This window comes from Paenibacillus paludis (genome assembly GCF_042610515.1).
Taxonomy (GTDB): domain Bacteria; phylum Bacillota; class Bacilli; order Paenibacillales; family Paenibacillaceae; genus Paenibacillus_AQ.
Genome location: NZ_JBGJZP010000005.1, coordinates 29,598 through 43,221 on the forward strand (window position 1 = coordinate 29,598; position 13,624 = coordinate 43,221).

The 13,624-nt window shown below is 51.0% G+C and carries 10 protein-coding genes and 2 pseudogenes; 8 read left to right on the forward strand and 4 right to left on the reverse strand.

The annotated features are described in order from the left end of the window. Nucleotides 1-280: 280 nt before the first annotated feature. From ACAN56_RS10975 to ACAN56_RS10990, 4 genes are all read left to right on the forward strand, one after another. Complete coding sequence (locus tag ACAN56_RS10975) at nucleotides 281-1,114, forward strand: YitT family protein (RefSeq protein ID WP_038589657.1); 834 nt, start codon at nucleotides 281-283, stop codon at nucleotides 1,112-1,114. A gap of 161 nt (nucleotides 1,115-1,275) precedes the next feature. Continuing rightward, nucleotides 1,276-1,470, forward strand: a complete 195-nt coding sequence (locus ACAN56_RS10980; RefSeq protein WP_038589654.1) for a hypothetical protein — start codon at nucleotides 1,276-1,278, stop codon at nucleotides 1,468-1,470. A 238-nt stretch (nucleotides 1,471-1,708) separates the two neighbouring features. After that, nucleotides 1,709-2,965: a putative glycoside hydrolase gene (locus ACAN56_RS10985; protein ID WP_379142713.1), complete on the forward strand. Its 1,257-nt coding sequence runs from the start codon at nucleotides 1,709-1,711 to the stop codon at nucleotides 2,963-2,965. Nucleotides 2,966-3,105: 140 nt separating this feature from the next. Beyond that, a complete protein-coding gene (locus ACAN56_RS10990; protein ID WP_379142715.1) occupies nucleotides 3,106-4,473 on the forward strand; it encodes an MATE family efflux transporter in 1,368 nt (455 codons plus the stop codon). Nucleotides 4,474-4,619: 146 nt separating this feature from the next. Here the strand turns inward: ACAN56_RS10990 and ACAN56_RS10995 are convergent. Beyond that, nucleotides 4,620-4,980: pseudogene (locus ACAN56_RS10995) on the reverse strand (group II intron maturase-specific domain-containing protein); the annotation flags it as partial. 185 nt (nucleotides 4,981-5,165) lie between these two features. Here ACAN56_RS10995 and ACAN56_RS11000 point away from each other — a divergent pair. From ACAN56_RS11000 to ACAN56_RS11015, 4 genes are all read left to right on the forward strand, one after another. After that, a complete protein-coding gene (locus ACAN56_RS11000; RefSeq protein ID WP_379142718.1) occupies nucleotides 5,166-5,852 on the forward strand; it encodes a response regulator transcription factor in 687 nt (228 codons plus the stop codon). Then, entirely contained in the window at nucleotides 5,849-7,108 is a 1,260-nt protein-coding gene (locus ACAN56_RS11005; RefSeq protein ID WP_379142720.1) for a sensor histidine kinase, read from the forward strand. The genes ACAN56_RS11000 and ACAN56_RS11005 overlap by 4 nt, the downstream gene beginning before the upstream one ends. A 70-nt stretch (nucleotides 7,109-7,178) precedes the next feature. Further along, entirely contained in the window at nucleotides 7,179-7,859 is a 681-nt protein-coding gene (locus ACAN56_RS11010; protein ID WP_489685698.1) for an ABC transporter ATP-binding protein, read from the forward strand. After that, nucleotides 7,856-10,279, forward strand: coding sequence for an ABC transporter permease (locus ACAN56_RS11015; protein WP_379142726.1), 2,424 nt, complete (start codon nucleotides 7,856-7,858; stop codon nucleotides 10,277-10,279). The genes ACAN56_RS11010 and ACAN56_RS11015 overlap by 4 nt, the downstream gene beginning before the upstream one ends. A 30-nt stretch (nucleotides 10,280-10,309) precedes the next feature. On the opposite strand, the pseudogene ACAN56_RS11020 reads toward ACAN56_RS11015, so the two are convergent. From ACAN56_RS11020 to ACAN56_RS11030, 3 genes and pseudogenes are all read right to left on the reverse strand, one after another. Beyond that, nucleotides 10,310-10,618, reverse strand: a pseudogene (locus ACAN56_RS11020) (hypothetical protein); the annotation flags it as partial. Between the two features lie 146 nt (nucleotides 10,619-10,764). Further along, complete coding sequence (locus tag ACAN56_RS11025; RefSeq protein ID WP_038589645.1) at nucleotides 10,765-11,025, reverse strand: metal-sensitive transcriptional regulator; 261 nt, start codon at nucleotides 11,023-11,025, stop codon at nucleotides 10,765-10,767. A 14-nt stretch (nucleotides 11,026-11,039) separates the two neighbouring features. Then, nucleotides 11,040-13,523 carry a CoA-disulfide reductase gene (locus tag ACAN56_RS11030; protein ID WP_379142729.1) on the reverse strand — a complete coding sequence of 828 codons (2,484 nt, stop codon included), beginning with the start codon at nucleotides 13,521-13,523 and terminating at the stop codon, nucleotides 11,040-11,042. Between the last annotated feature and the right edge of the window lie 101 nt (nucleotides 13,524-13,624).

Genomic DNA, 13,624 nt, shown 5'->3' on the forward strand with positions numbered 1-13,624 from the left:
TGCTTGTCTGTATTCTTAAGTAGCGGTAAACACATTTATAGGCTGTCCAAACATGCCGTAATCTCTGCATGGTTTACGCGTATTGGGACGAAAAAATGTCCTATGATCAAGCTTGGTTATTTAGCCTGAACAATTGTAGCTTCACATCCGAAGCAATGCAAAAGTACCATTGTAACGTTCTACTCAAGAATATCCTATACATTATATCACAAACCCGATCAGGAATACCAGTGTATTCCTTTCTTTCATTACTTACATTACACGTCAGAGGTGAATTTGCTTGTTACGACTAAGACAACTAGGAAATTACCTTGCCATCATCTTGGGTTCGGCGATGATAGCGAGCGGCTTCAATCTGTTCTTAATCCCCCACCGGCTGTTAAGCGGAGGGGTATCCGGTGTGGCAATGTTAGTGGGTTATTTCACTCCCCTTAACATCAGTCTGCTATATCTGCTCTTCAATGTGCCGCTGCTTGTGGCAGGGTGGTTTCAGCTCGGGCGCAGATTTATTATTCTCAGCATTTTATCCGTAGGGGCCACAACTTGGCTAATGACGCTGGTACCGCAGACAGCTGTAGCGTCGGATATGCTTCTTGCCTCCGTTTTCGGCGGAGTGCTGGTAGGTGTCGGCAGCGGTATTTCCTTCCGGGTTGGAGGATCTACAGGCGGCTTTGACATTATCGGCTCCATTATTACGCGCTACCGCGACTTCCCGATCGGGAATGTGCTTGTAGGGCTGAATGGTATCGTCATTCTGGCCGCTGCCTATTTTGACGACAATTGGAATTTAGCTCTTGCTTCGATGGTCTCCATTTATGTAACCGGAAAGGTCGTCGACCTGATTCACATCAGTCATGTTAAAGTGACTGTGTACATCGTAACTACAAGGACAGACGAACTGCTTCAGCAGCTTCTGGGCCTGCAACGCGGGGTCACAAAGATCAAAACAGAGGGCGCTTATTCTCATGTTGAACGGGACATGCTAATGACAGTGACTACCCGCTACGAGCTCGCAGAGCTTAAAAGAATCATTAGAACCAGCGATCCCCAGGCTTTTGTGAACATTGTGGAAACCGTTGGAGTCATGGGTTCCTTCCGTAAAAGATCACATTGAAAGAAATGCGCATAAATTAAAATTGTGATATATTATACTCACGCAGGACCCTTACAATTTCATGAAGATTGGGATTTACCCCTCTTTTTTCCGGCACTTCGTTTTACGGGTGTACCCTGAATTCAATTCAGTACCATTCGAAAAAGGAAAGGGTGATTTTTATGGAAATGGAAACGGTAAAACTGTCAGCAATCGTCATGAGGTGGTATCCTGATATGATGCCGTTTCTCAAGCAGAATGAATTGAATTCCGTAATCGTTCTGCGTGACGGTCTGAGTATTCTGGAACCGGCAGATGCCATGGATATCATCCATTACAGCATTTGCGAGCATCAGAATTCTGCGTATCTTCAGTGAGTAAGACGTTTCGAAGCAAGTCTTCATAGTTGCCGCTTGGGGTTCGGCTATGTGCCGGGTCCGGGCGGCATTTACTTTTTAACAGGACCGTTTAAAATCTGTACATCCCGTTTATAAACAACAAGAGCGGTTATTTTTAACAGCCAAAAATTACAGGGATTGTTACAAGTCTGTTCTTTTTGGCAGCTGCCGTTCCTTTATACTTTAAGGGAATGTACATAAAGGGAGAGAATAGCAAATGAACATCACCTGGGCATTACTGATGATGGCCCTGGGAGGCGTTGGCGTGCCGCATGGCGGACACGACTCTGACGTGACGGCTGCATTACAGTCCGCCACCAATCCCCCCATCATCGCAGAGCACAGCAGCAATCCAAACGGAGCATCGGCATCACCAAACGCCACAGGCGGCACCACATCCCCTACTCCGGTTACAAGCGCTTCACCCGGAAATGAAGCAGGAGGTACTGACGGCGCGATTCTTGCCGATCCGCAGCCGGATGCCCCCAAGGTTAAAGGTATTTATGTGACAGCCTACAGTGCAGGCGGAGCACGGATGGAAACGCTGCTTAACCTGCTTGATAAAACGGAACTAAATTCCATGGTCATCGATATTAAGGATGATGCGGGATATATTACCTACAAGACAGACAATGCGGAACTTCAGAAGCTGGGTCATCCCCAGCCGTTCATCGGTGACATCAACAAGCTGATGACCCGCCTAAAGGAGCATGACGTATATCCGATTGCCCGGATCGTAGTCTTTAAGGACTCTGTTCTCGCCAAGAAGAAGCCGGAAATGTCATTCGTAAATACAAATGGCACAGTCTGGAGCAATAAAGGCGGAGACAGCTTCGTCAATCCCTATAATGAAGATGTATGGAAATACAATGTAGACATCGCCAAGGAAGCCGCCAAATTGGGCTTCAAGGAAATCCAGTTCGATTACGTCCGTTTCCCGGAAGGCTTCGAGAAACGTGCTGATACTCTTAAATATACCAAGAACGACAGACCACGTGTAGAGATCATTGGCGACTTCGTTAAATACGCCAAAGCAGAGCTAAATCCGCTGGGCGTACGGGTATCCGTTGATATTTTCGGATACGCCGCTTCTGTTCCCGCTGCGGAAGGCATAGGCCAGGATTTCGTGAAAATATCGAAGAATGTAGACGTCATCAGCCCGATGGTATACCCAAGCCATTACTCAACAGGATGGTTCGATGTGAAAGACCCTGACAAAGACCCTTACGCGACCATTAAGGGTTCTATGGTGGATACACATAAGAAGCTCGACCCTCTGGGAAGCTACAAACCGATTATCCGCCCCTGGATTCAGGACTTCACCGCAAGCTGGCTTGGAAGCGGCCATTATGTGAAATACGGCAAGACGCAGGTGGAAGACCAGATCCGGGCTTTGAAAGACGAGAAAGTGGATGAATTCCTCCTCTGGAATGCTAACAACCGTTATACTTCGGGTGTAGATTACGAGAAATAATGACTACAGCAATTATCCTTGATGAAATCAATCAGCAAATATAAGCCAAGGACCCGGCGCCCTGCCGGGTCTTTTACTGATAATATAAGGATTTATAGGTTACACACTTTTATAAAATTCAGATGACGAGGCAGAAACCGATGATACATACTTCTTCTCTTAAGCAAAAGGCAAGCCAATTCCTGCATATTTTATTTCCTATTCTTGTAACGCAGATTGCATTGTCAGCCATTACTTTCTTTGATACCAATATGTCCGGCAAATTCGGCACGGATGATCTGGCCGGCGTAGCCATCGGCACCAGCTTATGGATCCCGATTCAAACCGGGCTTAGTGGCATACTCATGGGTATAACACCGATAGTGTCCAATTTAATAGGCAACCGCCGGGATAAAGATGTCGCTTATCAGGTGACCCAGGGCATCTGGCTCTCGCTGATTGTTTCTCTGCTCGTCCTCATGATCGGCGGTTTCGCTCTGTCGCCTGTTCTTGATTTTATGAATCTGGAGCCGCAAGTACGGAATATCGCTTTCCGCTTCCTGTGTGCCATTTCCTTCGGCATCATCCCTCTGTTCGGCTATACGGTAGTCCGCAGCTGTATCGATGCATTAGGGCAGACAAGAGTTTCGATGTTCATCACGCTAATTGCTTTACCTGTCAATGTTGGGCTGAACTATCTGCTTATCTTCGGGAATTTCGGTTTCCCGCGCCTTGGCGGAGTCGGAGCCGGGGTCGCATCGGCGATCACCTACTGGGTGATCTTCGGAATTGCCCTGACCTTCATTTACCGCTCCGAGCCCTTCAAAAGCCTGCAGCTGTTCCGCAAGTTCTACGCCATATCGCTGAGCAGCTTCAAAGAGCTGCTTAAGATCGGCGTGCCTATCGGATTTTCCATCTTTTTTGAAACGGCGGTTTTCTCGGCAGTAACACTGCTCATGAGCCGGTTCGACACAGTAACCATTGCAGCTCATCAGGCGGCGATCAACTTCGCCTCCACCCTGTACATGATTCCGCTCAGCATCTGTATGAGCCTGACGATTCTCGTCGGCTTTGAGAACGGGTCCGGCAGGCAGAAGGATGCCCGCCAATACGGCATTATGGGCATTGCCTCGGCCGCCGTGCTGTCGCTGCTGACAGCTCTCGTCCTCTTATTCGCCGGCGATTCGGTTGCCGGACTTTATTCCGACGAACCCGAGGTCATCTCCCTGATTCAGCACTTTTTGATTTACGCGATCTTCTTCCAGATCTCCGATGCCATTGCCACACCGACGCAAGGGGTGCTGCGGGGCTATAAGGACGTAAACCCGGCATTCATCATTTGCTTCGCCGCCTATTGGGTAATCGGCCTGCCTACTGGCTATGTGCTGGCGACTTATACCGATATGGGCGCCTACGGCTACTGGGTTGGACTGATTACCGGTCTGGCGATTGGAGCCATTCTGCTGCTGACACGGCTAGTCAAAGTCCAGCGGCGGTTTGCTTTGATGTTTGGTGAAAATAAAGTGTAGACTGGAGTTGTTGATTTAATGCGATTTTAAAATTGAAAAATCATTAAACGAAGCAGCGGCGGACCAAGACTTGATAAATATAGTCTTAGACTGCCGCTGTTATCATTTCATGATGGTAGCATAGCCCGGCCATCCTCCGTTATGGCTTACGACGCGACCAATTCTCTATTTTCACTGTCGGGTAAAGGACTGGCGCGGTACCCATAGGTCCGGTTCCAGTCCCAATATAGCACCAGTACGCCATACAGGTTTTCGTTACTCCCTCTCCGCCATCCAAGGCTACTCTTTCGTCTGCGTTTCCTTCTGGTCAGTAGTGTCCGAGTTTCATCTCTGTATAGCCCCGTACTTCACTGAATGCATCACTAGAGTTTCCCATTCGGAAATAGTTCACCCATCCAGCCAATATCGCATTCAGATGCTTTACGATGTCCTTGGCTGATTTCGCACCTCCGTTTTGAATAACTTCACGGATTCGTGCTTGACTGCTGTACAGGCTTTCTTTTTCGGTGTCGTGACATGAAGTACCCGGATTCTGTGTGCGGCAGGTTCGGACTCTCACTGTTTACTTTTCCCATTTTTGCAGCTTTTCAATTTCAGCTTATCCGGTTGATTTTTGGGGCAGACGGCAGCATGATAATATAAATGGAGAATCTATGAAATGACAAGCTACAGAGAATGAGAGGTAGACTGCAATGAATTCTATTTTGCTGGTGGAGGATGATTTGAGCCTGATTGACGGACTGGAGTTTTCCCTGCAAAAAAGCGGGTTTCATGTCGATATCGCCAGAACCGTAAAGGAAGCTCTTCCGATCATAGAGCGGCAATGCCATGATCTGCTCCTGCTGGATTTGACCCTGCCTGACGGCAGCGGTTTTGATATATGCAAAAAAGTGCGGCAGTCCTCCGCCGTGCCCATCATCTTCCTGACCGCATCCGACGAGGAGGTCAACGTGGTCATGGGCCTGGATATCGGCGGTGATGATTACATTGCCAAGCCGTTTAAGCTGAACGAGCTGATCTCGCGGATCAACGCTCTGCTGCGCCGGTCCGGCCTAAGCCATAGACAGCAGACGGTGCTGCAGTCCAACGGGGTGACGGTCAGGCTGCTGGAAACCCGCGTGTTCAAGGATGACCGCGAAATCGAGCTGACTCCTGCGGAATACCGGCTGCTGTGCCTGCTGATGCAGCATCCGAATGCGGTGTTGCCCAGAGAAATGCTGCTGGACAAGCTATGGGACAATAACGGCAGCTTTATCGACGACAACACATTGTCCGTCTATGTGCGGCGGCTGCGCAGCAAAACCGAAGATGACCCGGAGAGCCCGCGGTTTCTCCTTACCGCACGCGGTCTGGGCTACAAATGGAAAGTGACGAAATGAGGGAACAATTGATGGGGATCATGGTCGGCAAAAATATAAAGCTGCTGTTTACTGCCATCGCGGCCATCCTGCTTGGCGCGCTGCTTGCCGGGCAATTGACCGTAACGCATATGGCCGACGATTACAAGCAGCGCATGCTCGCCCACGATTACGAGTTGGCCGGATATTTGACCGAGAGCGGCCTCCCGCCGCACCGCATCGCCGCCCTATTCACCGCCTCCAAAACCGGGGAACAGGCCGCAGCCGGGCAGCGGCTGCTGAATGGCGCCGCCTATAACAGCGACACTCCAATCAGCCTGCTGCCCGAAGTAGCCGGCTTTCAGCAGAAGTACGCGCTGCTGCTACTCGCCCTGTCTGTCTGTTTCGGGCTGGCGCTTCTTACCGTCCTGCTGCTGTTCATTCTGCGGCAGAACGCCATGCTGAAACGGGCCAATGCCGCGCTCATCGGCTTTATGGAAGGCGATGTCAAGCTGCGGCTGGACGATCAGGCCGAAGGGAGCTTCTTCCGGCTGTTTACATCCATCAATATGCTGGCCACCTCCCTGACCGCCCATATCAGCAGGGAAAGACAGAACAAGGAGTTTCTGCGCGACATCATTTCCGACATCTCACATCAGCTCAAAACCCCGCTGGCCGCGCTGCTGATGTATGGCGAGATCATTCAGGATGAACGAACCGGAAACGATGTCGTGGATAAGTTTACTTCAAAAAGTCGGCGCGAACTGCTGCGCATGGAGCATTTGATCCAGAGTCTGCTGAAGCTGGCCAGGCTCGACGCGGGCGCGATCGCACTGGAGCAGGCCGAACAGCCGCTGCGGGCGGTGCTGGAGGCGGTAATGCAGGGCTTCCGCACCCGCGTGGAGCTGGAAGGCAAGAAGGTGGTTCTCACCTGCCGTGAGGACATCCGTCTGAACTGCGACAAGGAATGGCTGCTCGAGGCGGTCAGCAATATTGTCAAAAATGCGCTGGATCATACGGAAGCCGGGGACAAGCTGGAGATCGCCGGCGATGAGACCCCGCTATTTACCGAAATCACGATCACCGACAACGGAACGGGCATTCATCCCGAGGATATTCATTCCGTCTTCAAGCGCTTTTACCGGAGCCGATTCTCCAAAGACAAGCAAGGCGCCGGCATCGGGCTGACGTTGTCCAGGTCGATTGTGGAAAAACACGGAGGCACCATTACCGTAGAAAGCAAGCTCAGCAAAGGAACGGTTTTTCGCATCGTTTTCCCCAAGCTTACAATTCTGTAAGCCACCGTTCACCGGGGTGTAAGGCAGCCATGCTATCATCTCATTAAATCAAGCGAATGAGGTGTTTATGTTGGATATACTTGTAACCGAACGGTTATGCAAAACCTACGGCAAAGCCGAGACCAGGGTCGATGCCCTGAAGGAAGCTTCCTTTACGATAGCCAAAGGAGAATTTGTTTCGATTGTCGGGCCGTCCGGCTCAGGCAAAAGCACACTGCTGAACCTGCTCGGCGCGCTGGATGTACCGACATCCGGCAAGGTGCTTCTGGATGGCCGCGACATTTATGCGATGAATGAAAATGAATTGTCGGTGTTTCGCAGACGCAACATCGGATTTATTTTTCAGGCCTACAATCTGGTACCGGAATTGAACGTGGAGGAAAATATGGCTCTGCCGCTGCTGCTCGATTATCAGAAGCCGGATAAACGGCATATCGGTGAGCTGCTTGATATTCTCGGGCTGGCGGAGCGCAGGCATCATCTGCCGAACCAGCTGTCCGGCGGCCAGCAACAGCGGGTGGCTATCGGGCGGGCGCTGGCCACAAAGCCGGCGCTCATCCTGGCTGATGAGCCGACGGGCAACCTTGACAGCAAAAACAGCAGCGAAGTCATGAATCTGCTGCGGCTGTCCGTTGCCAAATATCGCCAGACCTTGATTATGATCACCCATAATTCCAATTACGCCACCTTTGCCGACCGTGTGCTCAGTGTAGAGGATGGAGTCGTAACCGAGCTTGGAGGCGACCGATGATCGGCCATTACCTGGGCCTGGCCCCCAGGTATCTTGCCGCCCACCGGAAGAAGACCCGCCTCACCATCACTAGCGTGGCCATTGCTGTTGCACTCGTGACTGGTATTTTCTCCATGCTGGAGGTATTCCAGCAATTTTCCAAAACCCAGATCATCCATGATCGCGGCAACTACCACATTGCGGTTATCCAGCCTTCCGAACAAGAAATCAATATGCTGGCCAGCCGCAAGGATGTCAACAACGCCGGAAGATGGCTGGACTTCGGACAAGTGAAGGCGAACGAAATAAACGGCGCGGCAAGTGCGATAGACCCCTCTTTTGCCAAAAATATGAACATCACTCTGGTTGAAGGCCGCTACCCGACCGGGGACAACGAAATCATGATTGAACAATGGGCAGCAGATAAGCTGTACCTGAATACCAAGCTGAACGGGACGGTCAACATCGCTTTTTCCGACAAGATACTGCGGAATTTCACCGTAAGCGGAATATGCAAAGATTTCGGCAATATGAAGGCGAGCGGCAATCCGGGCATCTTTATGTCTATGGCGGCAGCGGATAAGCTGAAAAAAAGCCTTCTTACTAGTGAGTTGTACCTGATCGAATTCAAAAACCGGGTCAATATTGCTGCTGCAGAAAAAAACATCGCCGAGACACTCGGAATCGACAAAGACAGAATCGACCGCAACAACCGTCTCCTGGCCGCGATCGGTCAGAACAAGGGCGGGACGGCAACACAGCTTTACGTGACTGGTGGTATTTTATTCTGCATCGTCCTGATCGCCGGAGTCATGATGATCTACAATTCGTTCAACATCTCGGTGATGGAGCGGATACGACAGTTCGGCCTCCTGAGATGTATCGGCGCTTCTCCAGCCCAGATCAAAAAGCTGGTCAGACGGGAAGGGTTGGCCATTACCGTCAGGGCCATTCCCATCGGAGTGCTCGCCGGAATGCTGCTCACTTTGGGCTGTTCAGCCATTCTGAAATATTACAACGCCAGTCTATTCGCCGATATTCCGTTGTTCACATTCAGCGTTATTGGCATCGCCACTGGCGTCGCTGTCGGGTTCCTGACCGTGTTCTCAGCCGTTCTGCTGCCTGCCCGCAAAGCCGCCCGCGTCGCTCCAGTCCGTGCTGTAACGGGCAGCAATGACCTGAAAATTTCCGCCCGCAGAAAAAGAGGCTGGTTGACCAAACTGTTCAAGGCGGAGATCGCAATGGGCATTGGCAATGTTGCCGCCAAAAAGAAAACCCTTATCCTGATGGTCTGCTCCATCGCGGTCAGCATCGTTATCTTCATGGGATTCCAGGTCTTTGTTGATTTACTCCATTCTGACCGGAAAACGACCAAACCGTACACACCCGACATTTCGCTGGTCGCCAAGCAAGGTGATCTGGACGGCGCGCTGTACGACAAGCTGCAACAGCTGGACGGCATGAAAAAAGTATACGGGAGAATGTATGGTGATGTTGCCGCCAGCTTTGACGCCTCAAAGCTGAGTGAAGCCTATAAGAAGGAAATGGGTGGGGTCGATGTTACAGCGGACGGACGTTTTGTTCCGCCTGAGAAGTCCTGGCTGATTTCCTACGATCAGGCGCAGCTGGATTGGGCCAAGGAGGAATTGCTGGAAGGCGAACTGTCAGAGGAACAGCTTAACGCCCAGAACGGAATTATTGCGGTAGCCCTTCATTACAGGGGCCGCAGAGCGGATATGACCAGCTTAAAACTCGGCGACAAAGTAGCCATTGAGACCAGCGCCGGCTTAAAGGAAATGACCGTACTGGGAATTGTACGCTCGCTCCCCTTCAGCAACAAGGAAAAAACATTGACCAGTTTCATTACGACCGAAAAGCTGTTCCGCGAGCTGACCGGAAAAAGGGCCTACCAGGTGATTGATATCCAGTTGAAGAAGTCCGGCGAGGAGCAGGCTGTGAATGAAATCAAAGCGGTGCTGGACAGCGGCACTACTTTTCATGACTATCGCCAGCGAAACGCTGAGCTGGATCAGTCCTTTTTTACGATGGCCGTGTTTATTTACGGATTTGTAGGAGTCATCGGCTTGATCAGCGTGCTGAACATCATCAACACCATGAACACCAGCATCGCCGCCAAAACCAAATATTTGGGCGTCATGCGGGCGGTAGGCATGTCCGGCGCCCAGCTCAGCCGGATGGTGCTGGCCGAAGCCGCTGCCTACAGCCTGACCGGCGGGATCATCGGCTGCCTGCTCGGCACCGCCTTGCAAAAGACACTGATTGAAAGCCAGCTCTCCCGGTTCCAAATTATCTGGGAGATGCCGTACCTGCAGATCGGCCTCATTCTCCTGCTCGTCCTGGCAGCAGCGGCAGTTTCCGTCATCGCCCCGTTGAAACGGGTAAAAAAACAGGGCATCGCCGAGGTGATCGGCTCACTTTAAGGAAATGATAGCCTGACTCGACTTTTGCTGGAATTGTGAATGATCGTTCAGCACGATGTTCGATAGGATGGGCGCTAACAAACCACCCTGCGGCACGCCGTTGGTAGGCACTCCTTCACCATCGATTTCAGTTTTGAGCATTTTGGCAATGCAGGCCAGCACTCGTTTATCCTGAATCCCGATGTTCCATAGTTGTTTGATAAATAGGGTATGATTGACAAGGAATTGTACTCTGGCCATGGCATGATGCGTGGACCGGAGGGGTCTGAAGCCGTAGCTATGTTTGTAAAACCGAGCTTCTACGACGGGTTCGAGGACTTGCTTAAAACACTGCTGGAGTTGACACTTGACTGCCGGTGCCGGAGTACAATAATGCCTTGAATTCCAACACACCTTATTACGGCACCATGCCGAAGAAGTGTGATGTTCTCGCAGTTAATTAAAAAGGAACAGCGCGCTCATCCGCGACTGTTCCTTTTTTTGAGTTAACGACTTTTTACAAGCATCTCTACCGCTTCCTTAATCACTTTATCCGGTGAATTGCCCTGCTCCAGCTCCTCCTGAATGCATTGCTCCAGATTAGCGCCGATAACAGCACCCACAGTGCGGTCTACAGCTGTTCTTATTGCCGTCAGCTGGGTCACAATCTCCCGGCAATCCTGCCCTTCCTCCAGCATGCCCAGCACACCACGTACCTGGCCCTCAATACGCTTCAATCTGTTTTTGATGCCTTTATCATATTCCATACATCCCACATCCTTTAGATAAACAAATTCACACCCGAATCCTCAGCGGCTCCCAGATAACTGGCTACCCCGCCAAAATCAACGCCATCCATTAATTCTTCCTGCTTGATGCCCATGATGTCCATACTCATCGTGCAGGCAATGATCTTTACGCCGGCATTCAGCGCACCCTGCATCAGCTGTTCCAGAGAGTCCACATTTTTCCGTTTCATTGCATGCCGTATCAGCCTTGCACCCAGCCCGCCCATGTTCATTCTGGACAACGGCAGCTTTGTGGTACCTTGAGGCATCATCATTCCAAACATTTTGTCCAACCCTTTTTTCTTAACCGGAGAAGCATTTCTCTGACGCAGAACATTCAATCCCCAGAAGGTAAAGAACATGGTCACCTGCTTGCCCATCGCTGCCGCACCGGAGGCAATAATAAAGGAAGCAATCGTCTTGTCCAGATCACCGCTGAACACAATCATCGTCGTACCCTCCTTGGCTTCAGAAGGCACTGCTGGCAAGACTTCTCCCGTCACCCTGTTTATCCCTTTACGTACAAGAGCCTTCACTTTCCCTTCCGACACATCCACCGATTCCAGCGTATTCTGCGTCTTGAGGCACCACTGCTTAATATCTGCGGCAAAACCGAAATCCGTAGCAGCAATCTCCAGCTGCTGTCCTTCCTGCATGGACTTTACAGTCTCATATACTTTGAGTATAGGGCCCGGACACTGCAGTCCGCAAGCATCCAGCAACAGCAGCTGCTCCCCGCTGCCGCTTTGTGCCCTGTCATCTAAAGAATCCGGAGAAGTTGGTAAATGGGCTGCCGTATCTGCGCTGCTCTCCTCTGGCGGCAGGATGTCCTTCACTGTCATGACAGCATACGTTTTGTATCCACCATCAACATTCTTCACGCTGTATCCATGCTGACTCAGCATTCTTGCAGCAATATAGCCTCTAAGCCCTACCTGGCAGGATACCGCGATCTCCTGATCCGCAGGAATCTCGGCAAGCCGGTTTCTCAGTTCGGACAATGGAATATTCACTGAGCTGGGAATGGAACCTGCCAGCCGTTCCACCTCGTCCCTGACGTCGATGATCAGTCCGCCCTTGGCGGAGAAAGCATCCACCTCATGCCACTGCAGATTGCTGACTAATCCATCCACAACATTGGAAGCGGCATACCCGGCCATATTGACGGGGTCCTTAGCCGAAGAATATGGCGGTGCATAAGCCAGCTCTATATCTGCGAGCTCGTTCACTTTCAGCTTGCCGCGAATAGCAGTGGCAATGACATCAATCCGCTTGTCAGCACCGTCTGCCCCCACAGCCTGTGCTCCGTATATATCACCATTGTCGGGATTGAACAGCAGCTTCATGGCAATCGGGGATGCCCCGGGGTAATAACCCGCATGTGAATTGGGATGGATATGAATGGCCTCATAAGGGACACCGAGAGCTGCGAGCGTCTTCTCATTGTTCCCGGTAACTGCTGAGGTCAGGTTAAAGGTCTTAATAATTGCCGTTCCCAAAGCTCCATCATAGGAGATGGCGTGACCGTTGATATGATCTGCCGCTAGACGGCCTTGCCGGTTCGCTCCCCATGCCAGAGAAACCATGGTGGCGAATCCATGATTGCGGTCCTTGACCTCAATGGCGTCACCGATGGCATAAATATCGGGATCGCTGGTCTGCAGGGTAGAACTGACCTTAACCGCGCCGCGGATTCCCAGCTCTAGACCGCTGTGGCGGGCAAGCTCATTCTCTGGAGTGACTCCAATTGCCATAATGATCATCTCGGTCCTGATCACGTCTCCAGAAGAAAGGCGCAGCATTCCGCCCTGTTGCTCAAAAGCCTCCACCCCCTCATTCAGCCTTATTTCCACGCCGTGCATCCGGAGATGCTCTTCCACAGGTTTGGCCATTTCCGGGTCCAGCGGATTGAGGAGCTGTGCACCGCGGTCAATAATCGTCACCTCAAGTCCACGTTCACGGAGGTTCTCCGCCATTTCCAGCCCGATAAAACCTCCGCCGATAACCGTGGCATGCTTAGGACGCATACTGTCTACAAAAGATTTAATCCGGTCCGTATCCGGGATATTTCTTAAGGTGAACACATTCTTGGTCTCGGAGAGACCTGGAATATCAGGCACAATAGGTCTGGCTCCCGGGGACAGAATCAGGATGTCATATGGAATCTCCCCCGTCTCACCCGTTCGGACATCACGGTAATGAACAAGTTTATGCTGGCGTACAATTTCCGTTACTTCAGTAAGCACACGAACATCTATGTTAAATCGTTCCTTTATACCCTTAGGCGTCTGAAGAAACAGCTTATCGCGGGAATCAATTGTTTCACCAATATAATAAGGCAGTCCGCAGTTGGCAAACGATACATGCTCCCCGCGTTCAAACAGGATGATCTCATCCTGTTCATTCAGTCTCCGCAGCCTCGCGGCAGCTGTCGCTCCACCAGCAACGCCACCAATAATAATGATTGTTTTACCCATCTTCTTTTCCTCCTTATAATTATACCCCATGGGGTATATAATATACGGGTGGGGGTATATTGTCAAACATAAAAAAACCGCCTATCTCTAGGCGGCTTGTG

Coding starts and splice junctions, on each gene's coding strand:
- ACAN56_RS10980 (WP_038589654.1), top strand. CDS start 1,276: ATGGAAATGGAAACGGTAAAACTGTCAGCAATCGTCATGAGGTGGTAT.
- ACAN56_RS10985 (WP_379142713.1), top strand. CDS start 1,709: ATGAACATCACCTGGGCATTACTGATGATGGCCCTGGGAGGCGTTGGC.
- ACAN56_RS10990 (WP_379142715.1), top strand. CDS start 3,106: ATGATACATACTTCTTCTCTTAAGCAAAAGGCAAGCCAATTCCTGCAT.
- ACAN56_RS11000 (WP_379142718.1), top strand. CDS start 5,166: ATGAATTCTATTTTGCTGGTGGAGGATGATTTGAGCCTGATTGACGGA.
- ACAN56_RS11005 (WP_379142720.1), top strand. CDS start 5,849: ATGAGGGAACAATTGATGGGGATCATGGTCGGCAAAAATATAAAGCTG.
- ACAN56_RS11015 (WP_379142726.1), top strand. CDS start 7,856: ATGATCGGCCATTACCTGGGCCTGGCCCCCAGGTATCTTGCCGCCCAC.
- ACAN56_RS11025 (WP_038589645.1), bottom strand. CDS start 11,025: ATGGAATATGATAAAGGCATCAAAAACAGATTGAAGCGTATTGAGGGC.
- ACAN56_RS11030 (WP_379142729.1), bottom strand. CDS start 13,523: ATGGGTAAAACAATCATTATTATTGGTGGCGTTGCTGGTGGAGCGACA.